This window comes from Azohydromonas caseinilytica, from assembly GCF_012927045.1.
GTDB lineage: Bacteria > Pseudomonadota > Gammaproteobacteria > Burkholderiales > Burkholderiaceae_C > Azohydromonas > Azohydromonas caseinilytica.
The window spans coordinates 47,270-73,968 of sequence record NZ_JABBFW010000013.1 but is presented as its reverse complement, the minus strand read 5'-3'; the positions used below and the strand labels follow the sequence as shown (position 1 = coordinate 73,968).

Annotated in this window: 21 protein-coding genes; 18 read left to right on the top strand and 3 right to left on the bottom strand. The window is 71.2% G+C overall.

Annotated elements, in window-relative coordinates; translation table 11 throughout:
* Window positions 1-163: 163 nt before the first annotated feature.
* The gene (locus HHL10_RS30240) at window positions 164-1,294 is read left to right on the top strand and encodes a PEP-CTERM sorting domain-containing protein (RefSeq protein WP_205833098.1); all 1,131 of its coding nucleotides are present in this window, start codon (window positions 164-166) and stop codon (window positions 1,292-1,294) included.
* A 42-nt stretch (window positions 1,295-1,336) separates the two neighbouring features.
* Here the strand turns inward: HHL10_RS30240 and gdhA are convergent, their stop codons facing one another.
* Window positions 1,337-2,680 carry an NADP-specific glutamate dehydrogenase gene (gene gdhA / locus HHL10_RS17910; RefSeq protein ID WP_169161761.1) on the bottom strand — a complete coding sequence of 448 codons (1,344 nt, stop codon included), beginning with the start codon at window positions 2,678-2,680 and terminating at the stop codon, window positions 1,337-1,339.
* Between the two features lie 197 nt (window positions 2,681-2,877).
* Window positions 2,878-3,993, bottom strand: a complete 1,116-nt coding sequence (locus tag HHL10_RS17905; protein ID WP_169161760.1) for an NADH:flavin oxidoreductase/NADH oxidase — start codon at window positions 3,991-3,993, stop codon at window positions 2,878-2,880.
* A 161-nt stretch (window positions 3,994-4,154) separates the two neighbouring features.
* On the opposite strand from HHL10_RS17905, the gene HHL10_RS17900 reads away from it, so the two are divergent.
* From HHL10_RS17900 to HHL10_RS17885, 4 genes are all read left to right on the top strand, one after another.
* Window positions 4,155-5,804 carry a DNA recombination protein RmuC gene (locus HHL10_RS17900; protein ID WP_169161759.1) on the top strand — a complete coding sequence of 550 codons (1,650 nt, stop codon included), beginning with the start codon at window positions 4,155-4,157 and terminating at the stop codon, window positions 5,802-5,804.
* 400 nt (window positions 5,805-6,204) lie between these two features.
* Entirely contained in the window at window positions 6,205-7,410 is a 1,206-nt protein-coding gene (gene crtY / locus HHL10_RS17895) for a lycopene beta-cyclase CrtY (protein WP_169161758.1), read from the top strand.
* On the top strand, window positions 7,407-8,891 hold the full coding sequence (locus tag HHL10_RS17890; RefSeq protein ID WP_169161757.1) for a phytoene desaturase: 1,485 nt from the start codon (window positions 7,407-7,409) through the stop codon (window positions 8,889-8,891). Before crtY ends, HHL10_RS17890 begins: the two co-directional genes overlap by 4 nt.
* Window positions 8,888-9,895 carry a phytoene/squalene synthase family protein gene (locus tag HHL10_RS17885; RefSeq protein ID WP_169161756.1) on the top strand — a complete coding sequence of 336 codons (1,008 nt, stop codon included), beginning with the start codon at window positions 8,888-8,890 and terminating at the stop codon, window positions 9,893-9,895. Before HHL10_RS17890 ends, HHL10_RS17885 begins: the two co-directional genes overlap by 4 nt.
* A 141-nt stretch (window positions 9,896-10,036) precedes the next feature.
* On the opposite strand, the gene HHL10_RS17880 is transcribed toward HHL10_RS17885, so the two are convergent.
* A complete protein-coding gene (locus tag HHL10_RS17880; RefSeq protein ID WP_169161755.1) occupies window positions 10,037-10,537 on the bottom strand; it encodes a sterol desaturase family protein in 501 nt (166 codons plus the stop codon).
* A gap of 99 nt (window positions 10,538-10,636) precedes the next feature.
* On the opposite strand from HHL10_RS17880, the gene HHL10_RS17875 reads away from it, so the two are divergent.
* The 13 genes from HHL10_RS17875 (at window position 10,637) to HHL10_RS17815 (ending at window position 26,686) form a co-directional block, all read left to right on the top strand.
* A complete protein-coding gene (locus tag HHL10_RS17875; RefSeq protein WP_169161829.1) occupies window positions 10,637-11,347 on the top strand; it encodes an ABC transporter ATP-binding protein in 711 nt (236 codons plus the stop codon).
* Window positions 11,344-12,570: an ABC transporter permease gene (locus tag HHL10_RS17870; protein WP_169161754.1), complete on the top strand. Its 1,227-nt coding sequence runs from the start codon at window positions 11,344-11,346 to the stop codon at window positions 12,568-12,570. Before HHL10_RS17875 ends, HHL10_RS17870 begins: the two co-directional genes overlap by 4 nt.
* 244 nt (window positions 12,571-12,814) lie before the next feature.
* A complete protein-coding gene (locus HHL10_RS17865) occupies window positions 12,815-13,234 on the top strand; it encodes a GreA/GreB family elongation factor (protein WP_169161753.1) in 420 nt (139 codons plus the stop codon).
* Window positions 13,235-13,783: 549 nt separating this feature from the next.
* The gene (locus tag HHL10_RS17860) at window positions 13,784-14,206 is read left to right on the top strand and encodes a GreA/GreB family elongation factor (protein WP_169161752.1); all 423 of its coding nucleotides are present in this window, start codon (window positions 13,784-13,786) and stop codon (window positions 14,204-14,206) included.
* Between the two features lie 151 nt (window positions 14,207-14,357).
* Complete coding sequence (locus HHL10_RS17855) at window positions 14,358-15,401, top strand: universal stress protein (RefSeq protein WP_169161751.1); 1,044 nt, start codon at window positions 14,358-14,360, stop codon at window positions 15,399-15,401.
* Window positions 15,402-15,427: 26 nt separating this feature from the next.
* Entirely contained in the window at window positions 15,428-16,294 is an 867-nt protein-coding gene (locus tag HHL10_RS17850) for a hypothetical protein (RefSeq protein WP_169161750.1), read from the top strand.
* A gap of 198 nt (window positions 16,295-16,492) precedes the next feature.
* Window positions 16,493-17,683 (top strand): nicotinate phosphoribosyltransferase, encoded by a 1,191-nt coding sequence (pncB, locus tag HHL10_RS17845; RefSeq protein WP_169161749.1) that lies wholly within the window; start codon window positions 16,493-16,495, stop codon window positions 17,681-17,683.
* A gap of 231 nt (window positions 17,684-17,914) precedes the next feature.
* Window positions 17,915-19,204 (top strand): efflux RND transporter periplasmic adaptor subunit, encoded by a 1,290-nt coding sequence (locus HHL10_RS17840; RefSeq protein WP_169161748.1) that lies wholly within the window; start codon window positions 17,915-17,917, stop codon window positions 19,202-19,204.
* 18 nt (window positions 19,205-19,222) lie between these two features.
* Window positions 19,223-22,378 carry an efflux RND transporter permease subunit gene (locus HHL10_RS17835; protein ID WP_169161747.1) on the top strand — a complete coding sequence of 1,052 codons (3,156 nt, stop codon included), beginning with the start codon at window positions 19,223-19,225 and terminating at the stop codon, window positions 22,376-22,378.
* 19 nt (window positions 22,379-22,397) lie between these two features.
* A complete protein-coding gene (locus HHL10_RS17830) occupies window positions 22,398-23,849 on the top strand; it encodes an efflux transporter outer membrane subunit (protein ID WP_169161746.1) in 1,452 nt (483 codons plus the stop codon).
* A complete protein-coding gene (locus HHL10_RS17825; protein WP_169161745.1) occupies window positions 23,846-24,448 on the top strand; it encodes a TetR/AcrR family transcriptional regulator in 603 nt (200 codons plus the stop codon). Before HHL10_RS17830 ends, HHL10_RS17825 begins: the two co-directional genes overlap by 4 nt.
* A 590-nt stretch (window positions 24,449-25,038) precedes the next feature.
* Complete coding sequence (locus HHL10_RS17820) at window positions 25,039-26,280, top strand: eCIS core domain-containing protein (protein WP_205833097.1); 1,242 nt, start codon at window positions 25,039-25,041, stop codon at window positions 26,278-26,280.
* Between the two features lie 19 nt (window positions 26,281-26,299).
* Window positions 26,300-26,686 (top strand): hypothetical protein, encoded by a 387-nt coding sequence (locus HHL10_RS17815; protein WP_169161744.1) that lies wholly within the window; start codon window positions 26,300-26,302, stop codon window positions 26,684-26,686.
* Window positions 26,687-26,699 lie beyond the last annotated feature (13 nt).

Here is a 26,699-nt window from a genome sequence, read left to right as displayed (position 1 = left end):
TGGAACGGGGATACTTGCGGATATTTTCTTTTTCCATTTCTTGAATATGCCTTCCCACCGCTGAAACAAAGGTATTGAGATTTTGCTTCGATGCCAGCCCGATCGGGGGCTGGAAAATCTGATATTCGAAATGCAAACTGGCGTCCTTCGCGAGGAGACGCCCATGCGGTTCCGTTGGCCGATTCTCTGCCTGGCGCTGGCCGCCAGCCTGTGGGTATTTCCGGCCCAGGCCCTCAAATACCGCATCCAGGATCTGGGCACGATCCAGGGCGGCGTCAATGAGAGCATCCTGCCCCTGGCGGTCAACAACCTCGGCACCGTGGTCGGCAATTCGATCTACGACCCGGGCGCGACCCGGCAGGGCAGTTTCATCTACGAGAACGGCAGCATCCGCCCGCTGCGGGCGACTGGCCACTGGTACGACGCCTACAGCGCCACAGACGTCAACGACCAGGGCGTTGCCGTCGGCACGTACTACGACCGGCGCACCAAGCTCTACCGCACGGTGATGTACCGCGACGGCGCCGTCATCGACGTGGGCCGGGCCGCGGGCGGGAGCCGCAATCCGCCCTTCGTGCATATCAACAATGCCGGCACCGTGGTCGGCCGCGACGATGCCGGCAGTTTCATCTACGACGGCACGGTGTCCCGGGAGCTGAAAATCGATGCGCTGGACGAGCCTTTTTCCGTGCTGGCGCTCAATGACCGCGGCGTGATGGCGGGCTGGAGCCGGCGCGCCGGCTATTTCCTTTACGACGGCATGACGGTTTCGCCCCTGCCCCGGGTTTCGGAACGGCCCACCACCTTTACCGTGGTGGACCTGAACAATGAAAACCAGTTGCTGGCCAGTGCCACGATCCAGGGCAGCGACGGGCAGATCCGCTCTGGGTATGTGATCTACGACGACGGCCGTTACCGGCCGCTGAATCCGTCGGGGTCGATCCGGGGAGCACTGACCGCGCGCGCCTTCAACGACCAGGGGGCGGTGGTGGGCCTCAAGTTCGTCGGTCCGAACCGCGACCGCGCCCATGCCATCGTGTGGCGTGACGGCACCACGCGGGACCTCAACGACTTCATGGCGCCGGACCCGTCCGGCGCCACCTGGGAGCTGATCGACGCCTGGGACATCAACGAGCGCGGGCAGATCGTGGGCATCGGCCGGCTGGGCGACGTCACCAACGCGCGGGGCTTCATTGCCACGCCCGTGCCGGAGCCCGGCGGCTGGGCGCTGCTGCTGGCCGGGCTGGGCGTGCTGGGCTGGAAGGCCCGGCGCGCCGGCCCGGCACGCTCCTGAGCGCTCATCGGGCGCCCGGGCCGGCGTCGCCGGCGCCGTGCCTCAGACCACGCCCTGCGCCAGCATGGCGTCGGCGACCTTGACGAAGCCGGCGATGTTGGCGCCGTCCACGTAGTTCACCGAGCCGTCGGCGCGGGTGCCGTGGCGCACGCAGTTGGCGTGGATGTCCTTCATGATCGCGTGCAGCCGCTCGTCCACCTCGGCCGGCAGCCACGACAGGCGCTGCGAGTTCTGCGTCATCTCCAGGCCCGAGGTCGCCACGCCGCCGGCATTGCTGGCCTTGCCCGGTGCGTACAGCGTGCCCGCGGCCAGGAACACGTCCACCGCCTCCAGCGTGGAGGGCATGTTGGCGCCCTCGGCCACGCACACCACGCCGTTCTTCACCAGCTGCTGCGCATCGGCGCCGTCGAGCTCGTTCTGCGTGGCGCAGGGCAGCGCCACGTCCACCGGCACATGCCAGGGGCGGCGGCCCGCCTCGAAGTGCAGGCCGTGCTTGGCGGCGAAAGCGGAGAGCCGGCCGCGCTGCACGTTCTTCCACTCCATCACCTCGGTGAGCTGCTCGGCGCGCAGGCCTTCCTGCACCACCAGCGTGCCCTCGGAGTCCGACAGCGTGATCACGCGCGCGCCCAGCTCCAGCGCCTTCTCCGCCGCGTACTGCGCCACGTTGCCCGAGCCCGAGATGGACACGCGCAGGCCGTCGAAGTCGCGGTGCTGGCGGCGCAGCATCTCCTGCGCGAAGTAGACCGTGCCGTAGCCGGTGGCTTCCGGCCGCATGGCGCTGCCGCCGAAGGACAGGCCCTTGCCGGTGAACACGCACGAGGCGTCGTTGCTCAGGCGCTTCTTCATGCCGGCCATGAAGCCGACCTCGCGCGCGCCCACGCCGATGTCGCCCGCGGGCACGTCGGTGTCGGGGCCGACGTGGCGGAACAGCTCCAGCATCAGCGCCTGGCAGAAGCGCATCACCTCGCCGTCGCTCTTGCCCTTGGGATCGAAGTCGGAGCCGCCCTTGCCGCCGCCCATGGGCAGCGTGGTCAGCGCGTTCTTGAAGGTCTGCTCGAAGCCCAGGAACTTCAGGATCGACAGGTTCACCGACGGGTGGAAGCGCATGCCGCCCTTGTACGGGCCGATGGCGTTGCTGTGCTGCACGCGCCAGGCGCGATTGACCTGCACCTCGCCCCGGTCATCGACCCACGACACCCGGAACTGGATGACCCGGTCGGGTTCCACCAGCCGCTCCAGCAGGGCCTGGCTGGCGTACTGCGGGTTCTTTTCGATGAACGGCCACAGGCTCGTCAGGACTTCCTTGACCGCTTGCAGGAACTCGGGCTGGTGCGGGTCACGTGCCTTCACGGCACCCAGGAAGTCGGAAAGAGTCAGAAATTTCAAAAAAGTCTCCGAGACGTGATGAACGGCAGCAATGCACTTCGCAGGTGCGGTCAAGCACCTGGCTGGGGCATTTTATGGGCCGCCAGATCACGCTCTTTGACGGTGCGCACCATCGCGGGACATGTCCCCCGAATGCAACCGCAGTGGCGCACCGGCATGGTGCGCGTGCAACCGTCTCTGGGGACGGTTGCGGCAGCTCAGCGCTGTCCGAAGCGGCTTTGCTTGAACAGGTCCTTGAACTCGCGCGGCTGGCAGCGCCAGTACTGGCGCGGGCCGGACACCTGCGCGCCCAGCTCCGCCGCGGCGTGCCAGGGCCAGCGCGGGTTGTAGAGCATGGCGCGCGCGAGCGAGACGGCGTCGGCCTCGCCGTTGGCGACGATGGCCTCGGCCTGGCGCGGCTCCGTGATCAGGCCCACGGCGATGGTGGGCAGCCCCACCTCGGCCTTGACGCGCTGGGCGTAGGGCACCTGGTAGCCCGGGCCCAGCTTGATGGCCTGCGCCGGCGACAGCCCGCCGGTGGTGACGTGGATGGCCGAGCAGCCGCGCGCCTTGAGCGCCTGCGACAGCGCCACCGTGCCCTCGATGTCCCAGCCGCCGGGCACCCAGTCGGTGGCGGAGATGCGCGCCCACACCGGCCGGTCCGGCGTGAAGGCCTCGCGCACCGCGTCGAACACCTCCAGCGGCAGCCGCATGCGGTTTTCCAGGCTGCCGCCGTAGGCGTCGCCGCGCTGGTTGGCCAGCGGCGACAGGAACTGGTGCAGCAGGTAGCCGTGCGCGAAGTGCAGCTCGATGCCGTCCAGCCCCAGCCGGGCGGCGCGCCGCGCGGCCGCGGCGAAGTCGTCGCGCACCTTGCGGATGCCGGCCAGGTCCAGCGCCTCGGGCGGGTCCTCGCCATCGCTGTGCGGCACCGCCGACGGGGCCAGCGTCTTCCAGCCCAGCGGCTCGTCGGGCCGAATCTGCGTGCCGCCGTCCCAGGGCGGGCGCGAGGAGCCCTTGCGCCCGGCGTGCGCGAGCTGGATGGCGAGCGCGATGGGCGAGTGCGCGCGCACCGCCTGCAGCACCCGCGCCAGGCCCTGCTCGTTGGCGTCGTTGTAGAGGCCGAGGTCGAAGGGCGAGATGCGGCCCTCGGGCGACACGGCGGTGGCCTCCAGGATCAGCAGCCCCGCGCCCGAGAGCGCGAGGTGGCCGAGGTGGATCAGGTGCCAGTCGCCGGGCGTGCCCTCCTGGGCCGAGTACTGGCACATCGGGGCGATGGCGATGCGGTTGCACAGGCGCAGCGCACCGATGCACAGGGGTTGGAACAGGGCGCTCATCGTGAAGATGGTTTTGCGGGCCGGGATGGGCCGGGTGTGGAGCAAGCGTTGCGCCCGGGAACGGCGCTGGGGATGTCCCGCTGGGCCACTTCCCTGGCCGGCGCGGCCCCCCTGCTCCCCCTCGCCATAATCCCGCCCGCCAAGGCACTGGGGAGAACGGGATGGAGCTGGCGGTAGGCGTGGCGGGCGTGCTCGCGGGGGCCCTGGTGGCGTGGCTGCTGCTGCGCTCGCGCCAGCAGGGCGCGGTGGCGCTGGCGCTGGCCCAGGCCCATACCGAAGCGCAGGGCCAGATCACCGCCGCCACGGCCCGCGCCGAGCGTGCCGAGGGCGCGCTGCGCCAGCAGGGCGAGGAGCTGCACGGACTGCGCGCCCGTGCCGAGGCGCAGCAGGCCGCGCTGGACCGGCTGCGCGACGAGGCCGCGCAACTGCGCGAACGTGCCGGGCGCGTCGTCCGGCTGGAGGACGAGCTGCAGGACCTGCGGCACCAGCTCGCCGACGAGCTGGAGACGCGCCAGCGCCTGGCCGCCGCCGAGGCCGAGCAGGCGCAGCGCGCGCTGCAGCTGGAAGCCCAGCTCCAGGAGCTGAAGGCGGCGCACGCCCGGGCCGACGTGGAGGCCCGCCACAGCGCGGCGGAGGCGCGCGGCCTGGCCGAGCAGCTTGATGCCGAGCGCCGCGGCGCCGCTGAAAAGCTGGCGCTGCTCACTTCGGCACGCGAGGCGCTGAGCGACCAGTTCAAGGCGCTGGCGGCCGACATCCTGGAAGAGAAGGCCAAGCGCTTCACCGAGCAGAACCAGGTGAACCTGGGCCAGCTGCTGGACCCGCTGCGCGAGCGCATCACCGAGTTCCAGCGCAAGGTGGAGGAGGTTTACGTCACCGAGGGCAAGGAGCGCTCGGCGCTGGCGCAGCAGGTGCGCCAGCTCGCCGAGCTCAACCAGATGCTGGGCGCCGAGGCCCGGAACCTCACGTCCGCGCTCAAGGGCTCGACCAAGGCGCAGGGCAACTGGGGCGAGCTGATCCTGGAGCGCGTGCTGGAGGCGGCCGGGCTGCGCAAGGGCCAGGAGTACGTGACGCAGGACAGCCGCCAGGGCGCCGACGGCCAGCGCCTGCAGCCCGACGTGGTGATCCACCTGCCCGAGGAGCGGCGCCTGGTGGTGGACGCCAAGGTGTCGCTCATCGCCTATGAGCGCTACGCCAATGCCGAGGACGAGGCCGCGCGCGCGGCCGGATTGCGCCAGCATCTGGACTCGGTGCGCTCGCACCTGCGCGGGCTCTCCGACAAGCACTACCAGCACCTGTACGGCCTGCACTCGCTGGACTTCGTGCTGATGTTCATGCCAGTGGAGCCGGCCTTCATGCTGGCCGTGACGCACGACGGCGAGCTGTTCATGGACGCGTGGCGGCGCAACGTGCTGCTGGTGAGCCCGTCCACGCTGCTGTTCGTGCTGCGCACGGTGTCGCACCTGTGGCGCCAGGAGGCGCAGAACCGCAACGCGCAGGAGATCGCCCGGCGCGGCGCCGAGCTCTACGACCGGCTGTGCGGCTTCGCCACCGAGCTCAAGCGCGCCGGCGAGGCGCTGCGCGCGGCGCAGAAGTGTTTTGACGATGCCGAGAAGAAGCTCAGCACCGGCCGCGGCAACGTCATCCGCCAGGCCGAAATGCTCAAGGAGCTGGGCATCAAGCCGGGCAAGCAGCTGCCGCCGCACCTGGCCGAGCGCGCCCAGGCCGACGAGGCCGCCGGCGTGGCGCTGGCGCGCACGGTGGCGGCCATTGGGGCGAAGGTGCTGCCGGATGGCTTGAAAGGCGAAGCCTGACCTGCACGCCATCGCGCGTAACCCGGCACTCGGCAGGGCCCCGCCAGCGCCTGATCCGGGCGATCAACTGCTTCGGGAACTGCTCGCTGCCCGAGCAGGGTTGATCGTGGTCCCGGGCGATGCCTTGCTGCTGTGGGACCCCGGCATGCGTGGCCGGGTCGCCCGCCTTGCGAAGGCGCGCGGTTTGCTGAGGGAGGCACCCGGGCTGCCTTCAGGGAAATGCCCGGGACGGCAAGCTATGGAGCAGCCGGCGCGCCGGCCCGTTCCCCGGCTCCGGCTGCCGCTCCCACCCACCCCCTACCGCGAGGGCTCGCGATGCCAGATGTGAGGCTCGACCCCCCACCAGCTACCCCGCGCCGTGAGCCGCCTCGCGGCCCCCGTGGACTGGGCGAGGTGCCGCTTGCAGGCTGAGGCCTGCGGGGCCGCGCCCGAGGCCGCACGGGACGCCGACCTGATCCTGGTCGGCGGGGGCCTCGCCAACGGGCTCATCGCCTGGCGGCTGCGCGCGCTGCGCCCGCAGCTGCGGCTGCTGCTGCTCGAGGCCGGGCCGACGCTGGGCGGCAACCACACCTGGTCCTTCCATGCCACCGACCTCACCGGGCCGCAGCGCGCCTGGCTGGCGCCGCTGGTGGCGCGGCACTGGAACGGGCATGAAGTGATCTTTCCGCAGCGGCGGCGGCGCCTGGAGGGCGGCTACGCCAGCATCAGCACCAGCCGCTTCCATGAGCAGCTCAGCGCCACGCTGGGCCCGCGCGCGCGCTGCGGCGTGCCGGTGGCCGCGCTCACGCCGACCGAGGTGACGCTGGCCGACGGCTGCGTGCTGCGCGCCCGCGCCGTGATCGACGGCCGCGGCCCGCGCCCCAGCGCCAGCGTGGTGCTGGGCCATCAGAAGTTCCTGGGACAGGAGCTGCGGCTGGCCGCGCCGCATGGGCTGGAGCGGCCGGTGCTGATGGACGCCAGCGTGGACCAGCACGACGGCTACCGCTTCGTCTACCTGCTGCCCTTCAGCGCCGACACCCTGCTGGTGGAGGACACCTACTACGCCGACGGCGGCGAGCTGGATGTGCAGGCGCTGCGCGGGCGCATCGCCCGCTACGCAGCGGAGCGCGGCTGGCAGGTCCGCGACCTGCTGCGCGAGGAACAGGGCGTGCTGCCCATCGTGCTCTCCGGCGACGTGCAGGCCTTCTGGCGCGAGGCTGGCGGCGTGCCGTCCTCGGGCCTCTCGGCCGGGCTGTTCCACCCCACCACGGGGTATTCGCTGCCGGACGCGGTGGCGCTGGCGGAACTGGTGGCGGCGCAACCCGATCTCTCGGCAGCGGCATTGTTCGACGCCATCCGCCGGCACGCTGTGGGCTGCTGGCAGGCGCGGGGCTTCTTCCGGCTGCTCAACCGGATGCTGTTCCGCTCGGCTCCACCCACCTTGCGCTGGAAGGTCATGCAACGCTTCTACGGACTGCCCGAACCGCTCATCGCCCGCTTCTACGCCGCGCGGCTGCAGCCGCTGGACAAGCTGCGCATCGTCGCCGGCAAGCCGCCCGTGCCGCTGGGGGCGGCGCTGCGCGCGGCGCTGGACCGGCCGTCCGCGCGTGCGGAGGTGCAGCAGTGAGCGCCCAGCGGCGCGCCGTCGTCATCGGCGCGGGCTTCGGCGGCATCGCGCTGGCGGTCCGGCTGCAGTCCGCCGGCATCGCCACCACGCTGGTGGAGGCGCGCGACAAGCCCGGCGGACGCGCCTACGTCTACGAGGACCAGGGTTTCACGTTTGACGCCGGGCCCACCGTCATCACCGACCCCTCCGCGCTGGAGGAGCTGTTCGCACTCAGCGGGCGCCGGCTTCGGGACTACGTGGAGCTGCTGCCGGTGTCGCCGTTCTACCGGCTGTGCTGGGAGGACGGCTCCACCTTCGACTACGACAACGACCAGGCGCTGCTGGACCGGCAGATCCGCGAGCGCTGCCCGGAGGACGTGGCGGGCTACCAGCGCTTCCTGCGCTACTCGCGCGCGGTGTTCGAGGAGGGCTACCTGAAGCTGGGCACGGTGCCCTTCCTGTCCTTCCGCAGCATGGCGGCGGCGGGGCCGCAGCTGGCGCGGCTGCAGGCCTGGCGCAGCGTCTACGCCATGGTCTCGCGCTTCATCCGGCACGAGCAGCTGCGCCAGGTTTTTTCCTTCCACTCGCTGCTGGTGGGCGGCAATCCCTTCGCCACGTCTTCCATCTACGCGCTGATCCACGCCCTGGAGCGGGAGTGGGGCGTGTGGTTTCCGCGTGGGGGCACGGGCGCGCTGGTGCGGGCGCTGGTGCGGCTGTTCCAGGACCTGGGCGGCACGCTGCGGCTGAACGCGCCGGTGGAGCGCATCGAGCTGCGCGAGGGCCGCGTCTGCGGCGTGACGCTGCGCGGCGGCGAGCGGCTGGAGGCGGACCGCGTGGCCTCCAACGCCGACGTGGTCCACACCTACGAGCGGCTGCTGGGCCACGAGCCGCGCGGCGCGGCGCAGGCGCGCGCGCTCAAGGCCAAGCGCTTCAGCATGTCGCTGCTGGTGGTGCACTTCGGGCTGCGCCGCCGGCACCCGCAGCTGCGCCACCACATGGTCTGCTTCGGGCAGCGCTACCGCGCGCTCATCGACCAGATCTTCGCCGGGCCGCTGCCGCAGGATTTCTCGCTGTACCTGCACTCGCCCTGCGTCACGGACCCGTCATTGGCGCCGCCGGACTGCGGCAGCCATTACGTGCTGGCGCCGGTGCCGCACCTGGGCCACGCGCCGGTGGACTGGAGCGAGGAGGGCCCGCGCCTGCGCGACCGCATCCTGGAGTACCTGGAGGCGCGCTACATCCCGAACCTGCGCGCGGACCTCGTCACCTGCCGCCTGTTCACCCCCGCCGACTTCCGCGACGAGCTCGGCGCCCACCTGGGCTCGGCCTTCTCGCTGGAGCCGGTGCTCACGCAAAGCGCGTGGTTCAGGCCGCACAACCGCGACGCCGTGATCCCCAACCTCTACATCACCGGCGCGGGCACCCACCCCGGCGCCGGAGTGCCGGGCGTGGTGGGCTCGGCCAAGGCGACGGCGCGGCTGATGCTGGAGGACCTCACATGAGCGCATTGCGCAACGAAGCCCTTTCCTCGCTGCGCGCCTTGCGGCTGCGCCGGGCCCTGTCCGGCGCCACGGCCGACGCCGACGCGGCCCGCCATGGCCGGCAGGCGATCCAGGCCGGCTCCAGCAGCTTCGCCGCCGCCGCCAAGCTGTTCGACCCGGCCACGCGGCGCAGCACCGTGATGCTCTACGCCTGGTGCCGGCATTGCGACGACGTGATCGACGGCCAGCAGCTGGGTCACGGCCAGCGCGAGGGCGACCGCAGCCACAGCCTGCAGCGCCTGGCCGAACTGGAGGAGCTGACACACCGCGCCTGTGCCGGCCGGAGCTGTGGCCAGGTCGCTTTCGACGGGCTGGCCGAGGTGGTGCGCCGCCACGGCATCCCGCCGATGCTGCCGCTGGAGCACCTGCGCGGCTTCCGCATGGACGTGCAAGGCGAGCACTACGAGACGCTGTCGGACACGCTGCTCTACTGCTACCGCGTCGCCGGCGTGGTGGGATTGATGATGGCGCGCGTGATGGGCACGCGCGACGCCGCCACGCTGGACCGCGCCTGCGACCTGGGCCTGGCCTTCCAGCTCACCAACATCGCGCGCGACATCGTCGAGGACGCCGCCATCGGCCGCATCTACGTGCCGCTGCAGTGGCTGCACACCGCGGGCATCCCGCCGGAAGAGGTCGGCGAGCCGCGGCACCGCGCCGCGCTGGCCGGCGTGGCCGCGCGCGTGGTGGCGGCGGCCGATCCTTACTACGCCTCGGCGCTGCTGGGCCTCGGCGCGCTGCCGGTGCGCTCGGCCTGGTCGGTGGCCACCGCCCGCGGCGTGTACCGCGAGATCGGCCGCAAGGTGCGCCAGCGCGGCGCCCAGGCCTGGGACGCGCGGGCCCGCACCTCGGGCGCGGAAAAGGCGTGGTTTGTGGCGCGCGGCATGGCGGTGGCGCTGGCCGCCCGCGCGCTGCCGGCGCGCCCGCGCGCCGAAGGGCTGTGGCAGCGGCCGTGGCGGGCGTGAGGCCGAGTCACCGTCACCCCGCGAAAGACGGCAGGATTGTCAACCAGAGAGCAACGGTTTTCCCGCTCATATGCCGCCGAGTGGGTTGACTGTGAAACTGGGGTGAACGATCTGGTTATTTCCGTGGCAACGCGCCAGGATTCAGGCGGGCAGATCGTTGGTCTCAGTGGCTGGCCCACGCCGCTCGCGCAGCGCCTGCAACTCTTTCCGCAATCGCTGTGGCGAGGGTGCCCACAGGAAGCCGAAAGACACCGCGCCCTCGCGCGTGCGCACCGCATGGTGCAGCCGGTGCGCCTGGACCAGCCGCTTCAAGTAGCCGCGCCGCGGCGTGAGGCGCAGCGGCCAGCGCCGGTGCACCAGCCCGTCATGGGCGACGAAGTACAGCAGCCCGTACACCGTCATGCCCACGCCCACCCACTGCAGCGGCGCATGCCCGTTCAGGCCCAACCAGATCAGCGCGACGGCCACGCCGGTGGGCAGCAGGGCATACAGATCGTTTTTCTCGAACCAGCCCCGGCGCGGCGCATGGTGCGAGGCGTGCCAACCCCAGCCGATGCCGTGCATCACGTGCTTGTGCGTGAGCCAGGCCAGGCCTTCCATGGCAGCGACGGTGAGCAGGACGATGGCGGCGTCGAGGAGCATCGGCGTGCGGGGGTGAGGCGGACTCTGGGCAAGGCGCCTGCCCAGGCCGCGGCAGGGTAACGCGACGGGGAGGCACCGCGAGTGACGGCAACGCTGGTGATGACGCTGCGCGGTGTGCGCAAGACCTACCGCCTGGGCCGGCACCTGGTGGCGGCGCTGCAGGGCGTGGACCTGGACGTGCGCGCCGGCGAGATGCTGGCGCTGGCCGGCCCTTCGGGCAGCGGCAAGAGCACGCTGCTCAACCTGTGCGGGCTGATCGACCTGCCCGATGCCGGCTCGATCCTGCTGCGCGGCGAGCCGGTGCAGCGCCTGGGCGAGCGCCGGCGCACGCTGCTGCGGCGCGACGTGATCGGCTTCGTGTTCCAGAACTTCAACCTCGTGCCGGTGATGACGGCGGCGGAAAACGTGGAGTACCCGCTGTTCATCGCCGGGCTGCCCGAGGGCGAGCGCCGGCGGCGCGTGGCGCAGGCGCTGGAGCGTGTCGGGCTGGCCGCGCATGCCGGGCACCGGCCGGACGAGCTCTCGGGCGGCCAGCGCCAGCGCGTGGCCATCGCCCGCGCGCTGGTGAAGCGCCCGGCCCTGGTCATCGCCGACGAGCCCACCGCCAGCCTCGATTCGCACACCGCCGACGCGGTGTTGGAACTGATGCGCGAGCGCTGCCGCGACGAGGGCGTCACCTTCGTCTTCGCCACGCACGACGAGCGCCTGAGCAGCCGCTGCGACCGGGTCGTGCCGCTGCTCGACGGGCGCGTGCAGACCGCGCCGGCCGCCGCAGCCGCTGCTGCTGCGACGGTCTGGAGCGCGGCATGAGGTGGCTGCAGTTCGCCGCGCGCAACCTGCAGCGCAACCGGCGCCGCTCGCTGGTGGCGCTGTTCATCACCGCGCTGGGCACGGCCGCGCTGCTGCTGGCCGGCGGCTTCGCGGCCTACACCTTCGACGCGCTGGAGCAGGTGGCGGTGCGTGGCAGCGGCCACCTCGCCATCGGCACGCCGCAGCAGTTCGAGGACGACGAAAGCATGCCGCTGCAGCACGGCCTGGACGACGCGGCCGGCCTGGGCGCCCGGCTGGGCCGCGACCCGGCCGTGCGCCACGTGCTGCCGCGCGTGGAGTTCAGCGGGCTGCTGAGCAACGGCGAGAAGTCGGTGGGCATGGTGGCGCTGGGCATCGACGTCGCTGCCGAGGTCGCGGCCAAGGGGCGCTTTCTCGACGTGGTGGAGGGCGCGATGCCGACCGCGGGTGAAGGTGCGCGGGACGGCGCGGGCGGCTGGGTGCTGCTGGGCAAGGAGCTGGCGCACAGCCTCAGGGCGCATCCGGGCAGCCGGCTGACGCTGCTGGCCACCGGCACGCGCGGCACGCTGGCGACGATGGCGGTGACGGTGCGGGGCGTGATCGCCACCGGCGTGCCCGAGCTGGACAAGCGCCAGCTCTACACCGATCTCGGCACGGCGCAGCGGCTGCTGGGCACGCAGCGCGTCTCCAGCCTGAGCGTGTTCCTGCGCGGCATGGAGGACGTGGCGCCGGCGCGGGAGCGCCTGTCGGCGCTGTTGCCGGGGCTGGCGGTGCGCGACTGGCAGGCGCAGGCCGGCTTCTACGACAGCGTGCGCGCGCTCTACCACCGCATCTTCGGCGTGATGGGGCTGGTGATCGGCGTGATCGTGGTCGTGGTGGTCGCCAATGCCATGGCGGCGGCGGTGGTCGAGCGCACACGCGAGATCGGCACCCTGCGCGCGCTGGGCACGCTGCCCGGACAGCTGCTGGGCGCGCTGGCGCTGGAAGGTCTCATCCTCGGCGGCGGTGGCGCGCTGCTGGGCGCGGGCGTGTCGGTGTCGGTGGCCGGACTGCTGCGGGCCTTCCCGGTGCAGATGCCGCCGCCGCCGGGCTACGGCGTGGGCTATCCACTGCGCATCGACCTCGACCCGCTGCCCGTCGTCGTCACGGTGCTGGCGATGGCGCTGCTGGCCCTGCTGGCCTCGGCCTGGGTGGGCCGGCGCACAGTGCGCCGGCCGATCGTGGAGGCGCTGGCGCATCTGTGACACACGGCGGCGAGGCGCGGCCTATGGTTGTCCCTGAGTCCCGCGTCGAGCCCGGTGAAGCCGGTTGGGGCTATCCTCGGGCGCATGCCCACCCTGCCTGCCACCGCTGTACGCACGCGACGAGCGTGCGTGCCGGGCCGCACGGCCCGGCATTGGTAGGCCCGGCGATCGGCCTTCGTCCTGTTCGCGCATTTCTTGATCGCCGGGCCCCGCTTCATTGCGCCCGTTGAATCAAGGAATCCCAATGAGCCGCCCTGCTGGTGTCCGTGAGGACGAGCGCGTCCTGAATGAGCTCGATCATGTCCGCGTGCTGCGCTGGATACGCCATACCGAGCCCGACTCCGCGCCGTATGCACCGCTGTCCGAGGTGCTGGAGACGGCGCTGCTGGTGCCGAGCCGCCGCGTGCCGTGCGACGTGGTGACGATGAATTCCCAGGTGCTGCTGCAGCGGTTGTCCGACCACGGTTGCATGACCCTGACCTTGTGCTACCCCGAGGACTGCGGGCCGGGCTTCGTGTCCGTGCTGACGCCGCTGGGCAGCGCGCTGCTGGGCCAGCGCGTGGGGGCCCTGGTCCGCTGGTGGCCGCCGACGGGCCGGGCGGTGCAGGCGCGGGTGCTGGCGCTGCTGTTCCAGCCCGAGGCCTGCGGCGACTACAGCCTCTGACGCGGGGCCTGAAGCCCGCTCATGCGGCGGCCCGGTGCCGGCTGCCGCGTGCGGGTCCCGGGCCAATGCCGTGGTGGGTGAGGGCGCATCGACATTGGCGCCAAGCCATGACGCCCCGTGCCGCAGCCCGCCGGGAGCACTCGCACATCACGGCGGGATGTGCGCCGTTCGCGCGCGGTCCGCGCAGGGCAGCGGCCCGGGCGATGCTTCCATAAGGTTGTCTGCGCATCCAGTGTGTTGCCCCTGAGCTTGACAAGAAACGCTTCGGCATTACGATGACCCAATGATCTACCGCGCCACCCCTTGCCCGCAGCCGGCCATGGCTTCGCGAGCGACCTTCACGGTTGCTCGACGGGGCATGCCCGCGGGCTTCGCCTGGACGGCGGCGCGGCTTCTACAGCCGGCCGCACATCTCTAGGCCCGGCGATCTCCCTTCCTCCGCTTCTTCGCGCAAACCTTCGATCGCCGGGCCCTTCCACCCGCGCTGTGGCGTGCCTGTGCCCTTGTGCCTGCGGGCCGGCCCGCCTTTGCCTTGCGACGAGAAGTCCCATGGAAGTATTTGCCCACGAGGAGCGCACGCTCACGGTCCTGGACCACACCCGGCTGCTGGAACTGGTGCCGGATGACCGGCGGCGGCTGGACCCGCGCCTGGCCGACCCGGTCGAGGAACTCCTCGACAACGCCGCGCTGGTGCCTTCGCGCGACATCCCGCCCGACGTGGTGACGATGCGCTCAAAGGTCGTCCTGCAGGACCTGGCCACCTCCGATACCCATGCCCTGACCCTGGGCTATCCCGGCGACGCCAGAGCCGGCGAAGGCATCGTGTCGGTGCTTTCACCGGCGGGCGCGAGCCTGCTCGGCCTGCGCGTGGGATCGGTGGCGCGCTGGACGGCTCCCGACGGCCGCGAGCATGCGGCGCAAGTGATCGCGATCCACTTCCAGCCCGAGGCCAGCGGCGACTACACGCTGTAGTGCCCGGCGGGCCGCGACCCGCCCATGTCCTCACCCCTCTGGTCCAGAGCCGCGCAGCGGGCATGCGGCAGGCGCTGCCCTGCGCGCTCTGGTGGCTCATGCATGCCGGCGCAACCATTGTGCTGCCGGCTGTCACGCACGGAGTGACCCGATGTTCCGTTCGATCCTGGTTGCCGTTGACGCTTCCCATGCCGCCCACAATGCCGTGCGCCGCGCAGGCCTGCTGGCTGCCCGCTTCGAGGCCCGGCTGACGCTGCTGCAGGTGCTGGCTCCGTCGGTGCTCAGGCTGCCGTACGGCCTTTTTGCCCCCGCCCTCGGGACCGACGCGCGCATCACGCGGGCACAGCTGGCATTGGGCCGTGCAGCGGCTGGGCTGGCGCGAGACCACGACATCCATGCGAGCGTGGTCGTCCGGGTCGGTGATGCGCTCGAGCACATCCGCCTGCTCGCGCACGAGGCCGATCTGCTGGTGGTCGGCGCCAAGACGCGCAATCCTCTCCATGACTCGGTGCTGGGCACCCGGGCCGCGCGGCTGATGCAGCTTGCGCGGCATGCCGTTCTCGTGGTCAAGAGTCCCGCCGCCTCGGCCTATTCCCGGGTGCTGGTCCCGACGGACTTCGCCGACTGCAGCGAAGCGGCCCTGCGCCTGGCCTTGAAGATGGTGTCCGACCGCTCGGTGGAGGTTTTCCATGCGTTGAGCACGCACCGGGAAACACGAATGCGGGCCGCCAACGTGCCGGCCCAGGCCATCCTCGACTACGTCGGGAGCGCGCGTGAAAAGTGCCTGCGCCGGCTCAGGGCGGCAACGGCCTTGGCGAACGGCCATGCCGCCGGATGCTCGGTCGGCCATGGTGACCCCGCTTGCCTGAGCCTGGAGCGGCAGAAAGCCATGGCTGCCGACCTGATCGTCATGGGCCGGGAGGGGCAAGGGCAGTCCGTGGCGGGCGGCATGCGCATGGGCAGCGTGGCCCGGCAACTGGTGGCCAAGGCGGGCTGTGACGTGCTGTTCATTCCTCGCACCGCGCTGCCGTACCTGGAAGCCGATGCCCGGCCGCAGCGCCCGGCGATGGGTTTCGATGCGCTTGCCAGCCGCCGGGAAAGCGAGTGGATGCGTCGGGAGGCGGCGCCGATGAGCTCCGCTTGCCATGACGGCAAGGCCTTCCAAGGGTCGGGCGCGACGGTGCTCCCGTGCTGATGAACCCCATCTTGAGATCGACTGCCATGCAACTCACCAAAAGCTTCATCAAGAGCAAGCGCCCCTGCGCCGACGGACTTCGCTGGTTTCTGCGCCATCGCCAGGAGGGCAGCGATTACCAGCCTTTGCTGGACGCCCTGGTGGCCGCGGGACGGGTCAACGATGCGCTCTGGCTTCTCGACCAGTTCGGACCCACTGACGCGGTGCTGCGCGTGGACGCGATCGAGGCCGATGCGATCGTCTTTGCCGGCACGCTGGAAGTGCGCGCGGGCATCGAGGTGAGCTCGATCGTGCGGGCCGGCCGCTCCATCCGAGCCGGCGGGGGTATTCGCGCCGGCACGCTGATCGACGCCGGGGAGGACGTGCAGGTGGCGGGGCAGATCTGGTGCGGCGGGCATTTGCGGGCCGGCGAGGACGTCAAGGCGGGATGGGGCATCGACGTTCGAGAAAGCCTGCGCTGCGAGGGCCGTCTGCGCGCCGGCTGGGAACTGTTCTGCGGCGGCAGCCTGCAGGTCCGGGGCAACCTCCATGTCGAGGGAGACATGCTGGCGAATGGCGCCATCCATGGCGAGCAGGGTCTCAAGACCGGAGGCCACCTGACGGGCCTGGGCGACATCCGGGCCGGCAACGGCATCGAGGTCGGCGCGGACCTGCGCTGCTACCGGCATCTGCATGCCCATTGGGGGATCAGGAGCGGTGGCTGCATCGTGGCCGGAGGAGCGATTTCCGCCGGTGAAAGCCTCCAGGCCGGCGCGCAGATCCGGGCTGGCGACGGATACGGCGTGTACGCCGGCCTGGGCGTGCGGCGCGACGCCTGGGAGGCCAGCGCGCAAGTGCGGGCACGGTCACGACCCGAGAACCTGATGAGCGGATGGTGGGTGACGGAGGTTTGAGCAGCGGCGGCCGGGGCGCGCTCGGCGCGGCGTCCCTCTCTGGCTGGAATGCGGCATTGCTACTCGGCGCCTACACAGTCAGCACTGCGTCAATGATGGTTATGTAAATTGGTACGGTGTGCGGACGCGCTGTGCACCGGCCTGCGCGGCGTGCCGCTTGCTGGGTTCCCGGGCGGATACCTGCCTCCGGAGCCGCCGATGTCCCCTGTCATCCAAAGCCTGCTGGAAACCGACCTCTACAAGTTCACGATGTGGCAGGCGATGCTGCACCGGCATCCGCAGACGCAGGCCGAGTACCGCTTCGTGTGCCGCAACCGCGAGAGCCCGAAGCTGGGCGCGCTGCTGCCGCAGGTGCAGCGGGAGCTCGATGCGCTGTGCCAGCTGTGCTTCACCCGGCCGGAGCTGGACTACCTGCGCTCGCTGCGCTTCATCAGCAGCGACTTCGTGGACTTCCTACGCATCTTCAAGTTCCAGCGCGACTTCATCGAGGCCTGGGCCGAGGGCGACGAGCTGCACATCGTGGCGCGCGGACCGCAGGTGCACGTGATGGGCTTCGAGATCTACGTGCTGGCCATCGTCAGCGAGCTGCATTACCGGCGCTTCGATGCCGCGTCCGCGCTGGCCGAGGGCCGGCGCCGGCTGCAGGCCAAGATCGAGCGGCTGCGCGCCTTCGGGGCCGAGCCGCCGTTGCAGCATCCCTTCGAGCTGTTCGATTTCGGCATCCGCCGCCGCTTCAGCGCCGCGTGGCAGCGCGAGGTGGTCGCGACCTTCCAGCAGGCGCTGCCGCAGTTCTTCAAGGGCACGTCCAACGTCTACCTGGCCAGGGAGCTGGGGCTGGTACCCATGGGCACCATGGCGCACGAGTACCTGCAGATGTACCAGGCGCTGGGCGTGCGGCTGCGCGACCACCAGAAGGCCGCCCTGGAAGACTGGGTGCAGGAATACCGTGGCGACCTGGGCACGGCGCTGACCGACGTGGTGGGCATGCGCGCCTTCCTCGCCGACTTCGACCTCTACTTCGCCAAGCTCTTCGACGGCCTGCGCCACGACTCGGGCGATCCGTACTGGTGGGGCGAGCTGGCCCTGGCGCACTACCAGAAGCTGCGCATCGACGCCCACACCAAGCGCCTGGTGTTCTCCGACGGCCTGGACTCGGACAAGGCCATCGCGCTGTACCGGCATTTCGGCGACCGCACCCAGTGCGGCTTCGGCATCGGCACCAACCTCACCAACGACCTCGGCCTGACGCCGCTCAACATCGTCATGAAGCTGGTGCGCTGCAACGGCCAGCCCGTGGCCAAGCTCTCCGACTCGCCCGGCAAGACGCTGGCCACCGACACCACTTTCCTCGCGTACCTGCGCCAGGTCTTCGACGCGCCGCCACCCTGAGCGTGCCGGCGCAGCGCCGCGGTCGCCCGTGACCGGGCCTTTGGCTTGCCTTCGGCTGCGCCGCCCTCCTCGCCGCCGACGTTGTCTTCCAGCCGGCGGGACAGTCCGGGTTTCCACCCAGCGAACGTTGCGCGGGTGCCGCTTGCTGCTCTGCAGCATTCCGGTGAAACCCGTAGAATGAACGTTCATTCAGAAACTTGACTCCAGGCGCCGCGTGCGCCTGCTTATCCCATGCTGCGTCCGCCTCACCGCCTGACCCTCACCACCACGTTGTTGGCCTTGGCCTGCTCGGCCGTCATGCTCGTGGGTTGTTCCAAGGGCGAGCAGCCCGCCGCGGCGCCGGCCGCGCCACCGCCGGCGCAGGTGGGCGTGCTGACGGTGCAGGCGCAGCCGCTGACGCTGCGCACGGAGCTCGCCGGCCGCACCTCACCGTACCTGGTGGCAGAGGTGAGGCCGCAGGTGGGCGGCCTGATCCAGAAGCGGCTGTTCGAGGAAGGCAGCTTCGTGAAGGCGGGGCAGACGCTCTACCAGATCGACCCCTCCACGCTGCAGGCCGAGCTGGAAAGCGCGCGCGCCTCGCTGGCCAAGGCGCAGGCGAACGTGGCCACCGCCGAGCTGCGCGCGCGCCGCTATGACGAGCTGGTCACCATCGACGCCGTCAGCAAGCAGGCCCGCGACGATGCGCAGGCCCAGCTGCTGCAGGCCCGTGCCGACGTGGCCACCGCCGCCGCGGCGGTGAAGACGGCGCAGATCCGCGTCGATTACGCCCGCGTCAGCGCGCCCATCGCCGGCATCGCCGGCCGCTCCAGCGTCACGCCCGGCGCGCTGGTCACCGCCAGCCAGGCCGCGCCGCTGGTGACGGTGCAGCAGCTCGACCCGATCTACGTGGACATCCAGCGCGCCAGCGCCGAGCTGCTGCAGCTGCAGCGCGACTTCGCCTCCGGCCGGCTGCAGCGCGTGGACGCCGGCCGCGCCCGCGTCAAGCTGCAGCTCGAAGACGGCAGCGACTACCCGGTGGAAGGCACGCTGAAGTTCGCCGAGGCGACGGTGGATGCCAGCACCGGCAACGTCACGCTGCGCGCCGTGTTCCCCAACCCCAAGGGCACGCTGCTGCCGGGCATGTACGTGCGCGCGCTGCTGGAGGAAGGCTCGACCTCGCAGGCCATCCTGGTGCCGCAGCGCGCCGTCACGCGCGACCCCAAGGGCAACGCGCTGGCCATGGTGGTGGGCGACGACAACAAGGTGCAGCCGCGCCCGCTCAAGGTGGACCGCAACGTGGGCGACCAGTGGCTGGTCACCGAGGGCTTGAAGCCGGGCGACAAGCTCATCGTCGACGGGCTGCAGAAGGTGCGCCCGGGCGCGCCGGTGACGCCGGTGGCGCTGTCGGCCTCCGCCCCTGCCGCCGGCGTGCCCGGCGCGCCGGCCGGCCCGTCCGCCGCGGCCTCCGCGCCCCCTGCCCCGGCCGCCGCGGCGCCGGCGGCCTCGTCGGCCTCCGGCGTCACCGCCGCGACCGCCAACTGATCATCCGAGGCGCTATCCATGTCACGCTTCTTCATCGATCGCCCCATCTTCGCGTGGGTGATCGCGATCATCATCATGCTGGCCGGCGCGCTGGCCATCCGCACGCTGGCCATCGAGCAGTACCCGCCGATCGCGCCGCCGCAGATCACCATCAACGCGACCTACCCCGGCGCCTCCGCCAAGACGCTGGAGGACACGGTCACGCAGATCATCGAGCAGCGCATGAAGGGCCTGGACGGCCTGACCTACATGTCGTCCACCAGCGACGCGCAGGGCAACGTCGCCATCACGCTGACCTTCACCGCCGGCACCAACGCCGACATCGCGCAGGTGCAGGTGCAGAACAAGCTCGCCGCCGCCACCTCGCTGCTGCCGCAGGAGGTGCAGCGCCAGGGCGTGCAGGTGGTCAAGAGCCGCATCAACTTCCTGATGGTGCTGGGCTTCGTGTCGGAAGACGGCTCCATGGACCGCAACGACATCTCGGACTACGTGTCCGCGCAGCTGGTGGACCCGCTCAGCCGCGTGCCGGGCGTGGGCGAAGTGACGCTGTTCGGCGCGCAGTACGCGATGCGGATCTGGCTGGACCCGACCAAGCTCGACCAGTACAAGCTCACGCCGGCTGACGTCGCCGCCGCCATCCGCGCGCAGAACGCGCAGGTCTCGGCCGGCCAGATCGGCGCCGCGCCGGCGCAAGCCGGGCAGCAGCTCAATGCCACCATCACGGCGCAGACCCGGCTGCAGACGCCGCAGCAGTTCGAGGCCATCCTGCTGCGTACCAGCACCGAGGGTGGGCAGGTGCACCTGCGCGACGTGGCGCGGGTGGAGATCGGTGCCGAGAACTACTCGATCGAGTCCCGCTACAACGGCAAGCCCGCCGCCGGCGTGGCCCTGCGACTGGCCACGGGCGCCAATGCCTTGGACACGGCCGACGCCGCCCGGGCCGAGCTCAAGCGCCTGGAAAAGAACTTCCCCGCCGGCCTGACGGCCGTGGTCGCCTACGACACCACGCCCTTCGTGCGCCTGTCCATCGAGGAGGTGGTCAAGACGCTGGTGGAAGCCGTGGTGCTGGTGTTCCTGGTGATGTTCCTGTTCCTGCAGAACTTCCGCGCCACGCTGATCCCGACGATCGCCGTGCCGGTGGTGCTGCTGGGCACCTTCGGCGTGATGTCGGTGGCGGGCTTCTCCATCAACACGCTGACCATGTTCGGCCTGGTGCTGGCCATCGGCCTGCTGGTGGACGATGCCATCGTGGTGGTGGAGAACGTCGAGCGCGTGATGACCGAGGAAGGGCTCTCGCCCCGCGAGGCCACGCGCAAGTCGATGGGCCAGATCACGGGCGCGCTGATCGGCATCGCGCTGGTGCTGTGCGCGGTGCTGGTGCCCATGGCTTTCTTCGGCGGCTCCACCGGCGTGATCTACCGCCAGTTCTCCATCACCATCGTCTCGGCCATGGCGCTGTCGGTGCTGGTGGCGCTGATCCTGACGCCGGCGCTGTGCGCCACCATCCTCAAGCCGCTGCACCGTGGCGAGCACCACGCCCATGGCCGCTTCTTCACCTGGTTCAACCGCAGCTTCGACCGCGGCACCCAGGGCACGCAGGGCGCGGTGCGCGGCATGCTGGGCCGGCGCAAGCGCTGGCTGATGGTGTACGGGCTGCTCGTGCTGGGCCTGGCGGCGCTGTTCGCGCGGCTGCCGCAGTCCTTCCTGCCCGATGAGGACCAGGGCATCCTGTTCACGCAGATCCAGCTGCCCGCCGGCGCCACGCAGCAGCGCACGCTGCAGGTTATCGAGCGCGTGGAGAAGCACTTCCTGGAGAGCGAGGCCTCGCGGGTGCAGTCGATCTTCACGGTGGCGGGCTTCAGCTTCGCCGGCCGTGGCGAGAACATGGGCATCGGCTTCGTGCGCATGAAGGACTGGAGCGAGCGCAAGGGCGCCGAGAACGGCGTGCGCGCCATTGCCGGCCGGGCCATGGGCACTTTCATGCAGTGGCGCGACGCCATGGCCTTCGCCTTCGCGCCGCCGGCGGTGATCGAGCTGGGCAACGCCACCGGCTTTGAGTTCTACCTGCAGGACCAGGCGGGCCTGGGCCACGAGGCGCTGATGCAGGCGCGCAACCAGTTCCTGGGCATGGCGGCCAAGGAGCCCACGCTCGCCGGCGTGCGGCCCAACGGGCTGGACGACTCGCCGCAGCTGCGCATCGACGTGGACCAGGCCAAGGCCGGCGCTTTGGGCGTGTCGGTGGCCTCCATCAACGAGATGCTGGCCTCGGCCTGGGGCGGCTCCTACGTGGACGACTTCATCGACCGCGGCCGCGTCAAGCGCGTGTACATGCAGGCCGACGCGCCCTTCCGCATGCAACCTGACGACCTCAACGACTGGCGGGTGCGCAACGCGCAGGGCGAGATGGTGCCGTTCAACGCCTTCGCCACGGCGCACTGGGAAACGGGCTCGCCGCGCCTGGAGCGCTTCAACGGCGTGGGCGCGGTGCAGATCCAGGGCCAGGCCGCGCCGGGCACGAGCTCGGGCGATGCGCTCAAGACCGTGGAGCGGCTGGCGGCGCAGCTGCCGCCGGGCTTCAACATCGCCTTCAGCGGCCTGTCCTACCAGGAGCGCATCTCCGGCTCGCAGGCGCCGGCGCTCTACGCCATCTCGATCCTGGTGGTGTTCCTGTGCCTGGCGGCGCTGTACGAGAGCTGGTCCATCCCCTTCGCGGTGATGCTGGTGGTGCCGCTGGGCGTGCTGGGCGCGGTGCTGGCCGCCTTCGGCCGCGGGCTGAGCAACGACGTGTACTTCCAGGTCGGCCTGCTGGTGACCGTGGGCCTGTCGGCCAAGAACGCGATCCTGATCGTGGAATTCGCCAAGGACCTGGTTGAACAGGGCCACGGCCTGATGGACGCCACGCTGGAGGCGGTGCGCCTGCGGCTGCGCCCGATCCTGATGACCTCGCTGGCCTTTGGCCTGGGCGTGATGCCGCTGGCGCTGGCCACCGGCGCGGGCTCGGGTTCGCAGAACGCCATCGGCACCGGCGTGCTGGGCGGCATGGTCGCCGCCACGGTGCTGGGCATCTTCTTCGTGCCGCTGTTCTTCGTCGTCGTGCGCAGCCGCTTCAAGGGCAAGCCGGCGCCTTCCGCGGCCGGTGCCGCCTCCACCGCCGTCGCGGGCGACCCTGCCTGAGCTTGAGATGAATCGTTCGATGAACCGATCCCTTCCCCGCCTGGCCGCCGTGGCGGTGGCCGCCCTTGCCTTCCTCAGTGGCTGTGCCAGCCTGGCGCCCCAGTACCAGCGCCCCGCGGCGCCGGTGCCCGCACAGCTGGGCGCGCCCGGCGAAACCGCCGCCACGCCGGTGGCCGACATCGGCTGGCAGTCCTTCTTCGGCGACGAGCGGCTGCAGAAGACGATCGCGCTGGCGCTGGACCACAACCGCGACCTGCGCATCGCCGCGCTCAACATCGAGCGCGCCCGCGGCCTCTACGGCGTGCAGGCGGCCGAGACGCTGCCGGCCATCGGCGTGGCGGCCGGCTCCAGCGCGCAGCGCACGCCCGCGGACCTGAGCCTCAGCGGCCGCTCCACGGTGTCGCGCCAGTACAGCGCGACGCTGGGCTTCAGCAGCTTCGAGCTGGACCTGTTCGGCCGCGTGCGCAGCCTGCGCGAGTCGGCGCTGCAGCAGTTCCTCTCCAGCGAGGAGGCGCGCCGCGCCGCGCACATCAGCCTGGTGTCGCAGGTGGCCGGCAGCTGGCTGACGTTGGCGGCGGACCGCCAGCGCCTGGAGCTGGCGCAGGCCACGCTCAAGAGCCAGTCCGACACGCTGCGGCTGACCGAGCGCCGGCTGGAGCTGGGCGTGTCCTCCGACCTGGACGTGCAGCGCGCGCGCACCACGGTGGAATCGGCCCGGGCCGACGTCGCGCGCTACGCCGGCCAGGCCGAGGCGGACCTGCAGGCGCTGCAGCTGCTGGCGGGCATGCCGCTGCCGCCGGAGCTGCTGCCGGGCTCGGAGGCGACGGCCCTGAGCTTCGCGCCGCTGCCGGCGGGCCTGTCCTCGGAGGTGCTGCTGCAGCGCCCGGACGTGGCGCAGGCCGAGCGCGACCTGCTGGCGGCCAACGCCACCATCGGCGCGGCGCGCGCGGCCTTCTTCCCGCGCATCTCGCTCACGGCCTCGATCGGCACGGCCAGCAACGCGCTGTCGGGCCTGTTCGGTGCCGGCTCGGGCATCTGGAGCTTCGCGCCGCAACTGGCGCTGCCCATCTTCGACCAGGGCCGCAATCGCGCCAATCTGCAGGTCGCACAGGCGGAGCGCGACATCGCCGTCGCCAGCTACGAGCGCAGCATCCAGGCCGCCTTCCGCGAGGTGGCCGAGGGGCTGGCGCAGCGGCAGAGCCTGGTCGAGCAGCTGGCGGCGCAGACCGAGCTGGAAAAGGCGGCGGCGCGGGCACAGTTCCTGTCGCAGGCGCGCTTCGAGCGCGGCGTGGACGACTTCCTGAGCGTGCTCGACGCGCAGCGCTCGCTGTACACGGCGCAGCAGGGTCGCATCGCCACGGCGCTGTCGCAGCAGCTCAATGCCGTGTCGCTGTACCGCTCCTTGGGTGGCGGCTGGGAAGCCACATCCGGTACCACCGCCGCCGTAGCGACTCCGGCGGCCGCCCGATGATGGCGCCGGTCAGCGAGAGCGAGCGTGCCGAGCTGCGGCGCCAGCAGGTGCTGGACGCCGCGGCGCAGTGCTTTCGCGCGAGCGGCTTCCATGGCGCGAGCATGGCCGAGATCGCGCGCACCGCGGGCATGAGCCCGGGCCACATCTACAACCTGTTCGAGAACAAGGAAGAGCTCATCGGCGCCATCGTCGCGCGCGACCAGGCGCTGTGGCTGGACAAGGCCACGGCGATGCTGCGCGAGCCCGACGTGGCGCAGGCCATGATCGACGGGGTGGCTGCCGGCGTGGACGAAACCACCGCGCTGCCTGCGGCCGCGCTGCGCCTGGAGGTCGCGGCCGAGGCCGGCCGCAATCCGAAACTCGCCGCCGTGGTGCAGGCCGCCGAGGCGGCCAGCCGCGAGCGCTGCGAAATGCTGCTGCAGTCGGCGCTGGCGCAGCGCGGGGTGCAGCTCGACCCGGCCACGCTGCGCGCACGCGGCGTGGCCTTGGCGGCGATCTTTGACGGGCTCATGGTGCGCAGCGTGCGCGACCCGGCCATGGACAAGCCGGCGCTGGTGCGCGAGATCCAGCGCTTGGTGCGCATGCTGATCGACGACTGACGCGCCAGGGCAGGGCCAAGCGCCCGCCCTGGACTCGCAAGCGACATACAAGGTTCTCTGGAAATCTTCCGGTTCCCGACCACGGAAGCGCCCCGTTTCGATTCAAGCCCTCTTTCCCACCTTCCTTTCTCTAGGGGCGTGCGCCGCGCTGTTCGGTAGCGCAGACGCACACGGATGACCGTGCGCGTGTCGAGCTGCGGCTGCTCGAATCAGGTGAATCAAGAGAAATACAGGCGAGCAAAAAAGGGGGGCTTGGAGATGTGGTTGTTCGTAGCAGCTATGGTTGCGGTTCAGATTCAACCGTGTATGTTGTAATTAATCGCCCCGGCGAGGAGTGAGCCGCACACCAGGCAGGGCCGGCCTGCGGCTCGCGGCAGCAAGGGCACGGACACCATGTGCTCGCGCTTTCCGCTCATCAAGCCGGCCCCTCCGCCGTGTCGGATAGAGCTTGCCTTGTGGGCACGCGCAGGTACAACCGGCCCAGGTATCCGTCAATCCCGCACGGCCCGGTCTGCAGGCGCAAGCGCCCGGCGCTCACGGCCGCGCCGGCGGCAGCCGCGGCGCCTCGGTTCGCAAGGGAGGAGCCCTCCATGTCCCGTCTGCTGCAACGAGAAGCCTTGACCAGGCGCGGTAGCGGCGCCCACCGCTCGGCGCCGGAAGTCCGTTCCGTGCTGCCGGCCCTGATGCGCAGGCTGCCGCAGCGCTCGTCCGACTGCGCCTGCGGAGGCGGTTGCCCACGCTGCCAGGCCAGCTCCAGGCTCTCGATCGGCGCCCCCGACGACCGCTTCGAACGGGAGGCCGATCGCATGGCCGATGCCGTCATGCACGGCGGCCCCGCCGTGGTCGAGCCCGGCGCCGCAGCCGGACTCCAGCCCCTGCTGCGGCGCAAGCCGCTGGAGCCGGAGGATGTGCCGGACAGCATGCCCGCGCCGGAGGGCAGGCAACCCGCCATGGAGCAAGCCGGCACGGCGCCCGAGGAGGACACCGTGCAGCGTAGCCCCAGCGCCACCGCGGCACCGGGCCCCACCGTGACGCCGCAGTACGAACACGCGCTGCAGCACGCCATCGCGGGCGGCGGCCATGTCTTGCCGGCCGCCACGCGCGCCTACATGGAAGGCCATTTCGGCCACGACTTCTCCGCCGTGCGCATCCACAGCGACGGCCGGGCCGCCAGCCTGGCACGGCAGATCGACGCGCGCGCCTTCACCATCGGCCACGACATCTTTTTCGGCGCCGCCGAGTACGCGCCCACGTCATACGCCGGGCAGCGGCTGTTGGCGCACGAGCTCACGCACGTGCTCCAGCAATCCGACGGCCGGCTGTCGAGGCAGCAACTGCGGCGCACGCCCTGCAGCAGCTATCCCGGCTACGACGCCTCCGTCAACCGTCTGAGCTACAACTGCGCCGGCCTGGCGTTGCGCACCTACCGGTTCACGTCGCCGCCGTCGGCCGTCTATGCCGACATGGCCAAGGAATTCGACCGGCTGGTGTGCCCGGTGGGCAACTGCGGCGCCGGGCAGGTGAAGTTCTGGCTGTGGACGTACGACATCCGGACGGAGGATGACCTGGGCAACGTCGTCGACCCCACCTGGCGGGACTTCCACATCGTGGGCGGCCGCATGGACGGCGCCGGCAACGATCCCACCAACGTCTACGGCAAGAACGGCCCTCGCCCCATCCACGGCCCGGGCACGGGGCCGAGCTTCCGGCCCGCCGGCCGCGACCGGGCGCTCGACCGGGACGACAACCCCGGCGACGCGCCCAATGGACGCCCGCTCTACAAGGTGCGGACCAACATGCGCGAAGTGATCAGCTGCGGAGACTGCCGCTGAGGCGCATCGAGGCCCCGCGATGACCGCCCTGCCCCGAACCTTTCCCGCCGGCGCCGTCGAATGCCGGCCCGGCGACCATCTCGTCCGCCGCGAGGCCGACGCGCGCTGCCGCGTCTACCGGGTGCGGGACATCGTGGCGCTGGAGCGGCTGCTGCCCAGCCTGACACGGCCCGTGGCACTCACCGCCGAGGCCGACCTGCTCGACTCCATGGCCCCGGCCTATGCCGGCGAGGTCCACCTGCTGCTCGACGCCCTGGAGCCGGCCTTCGAAAGTGCCGAGGCGGCCGTCCAGGCTATCCAGGCCGGCAGCCTGGGGGCGGGCGAGCCGGGCCTGCTGCGGCCGGCCGGCGATTTCCCGGCCGCGCGGACGCAGGTGGTCGGCTCGTCCACCGGCCATCCGGCCTGAGCGCCTGCAAGGT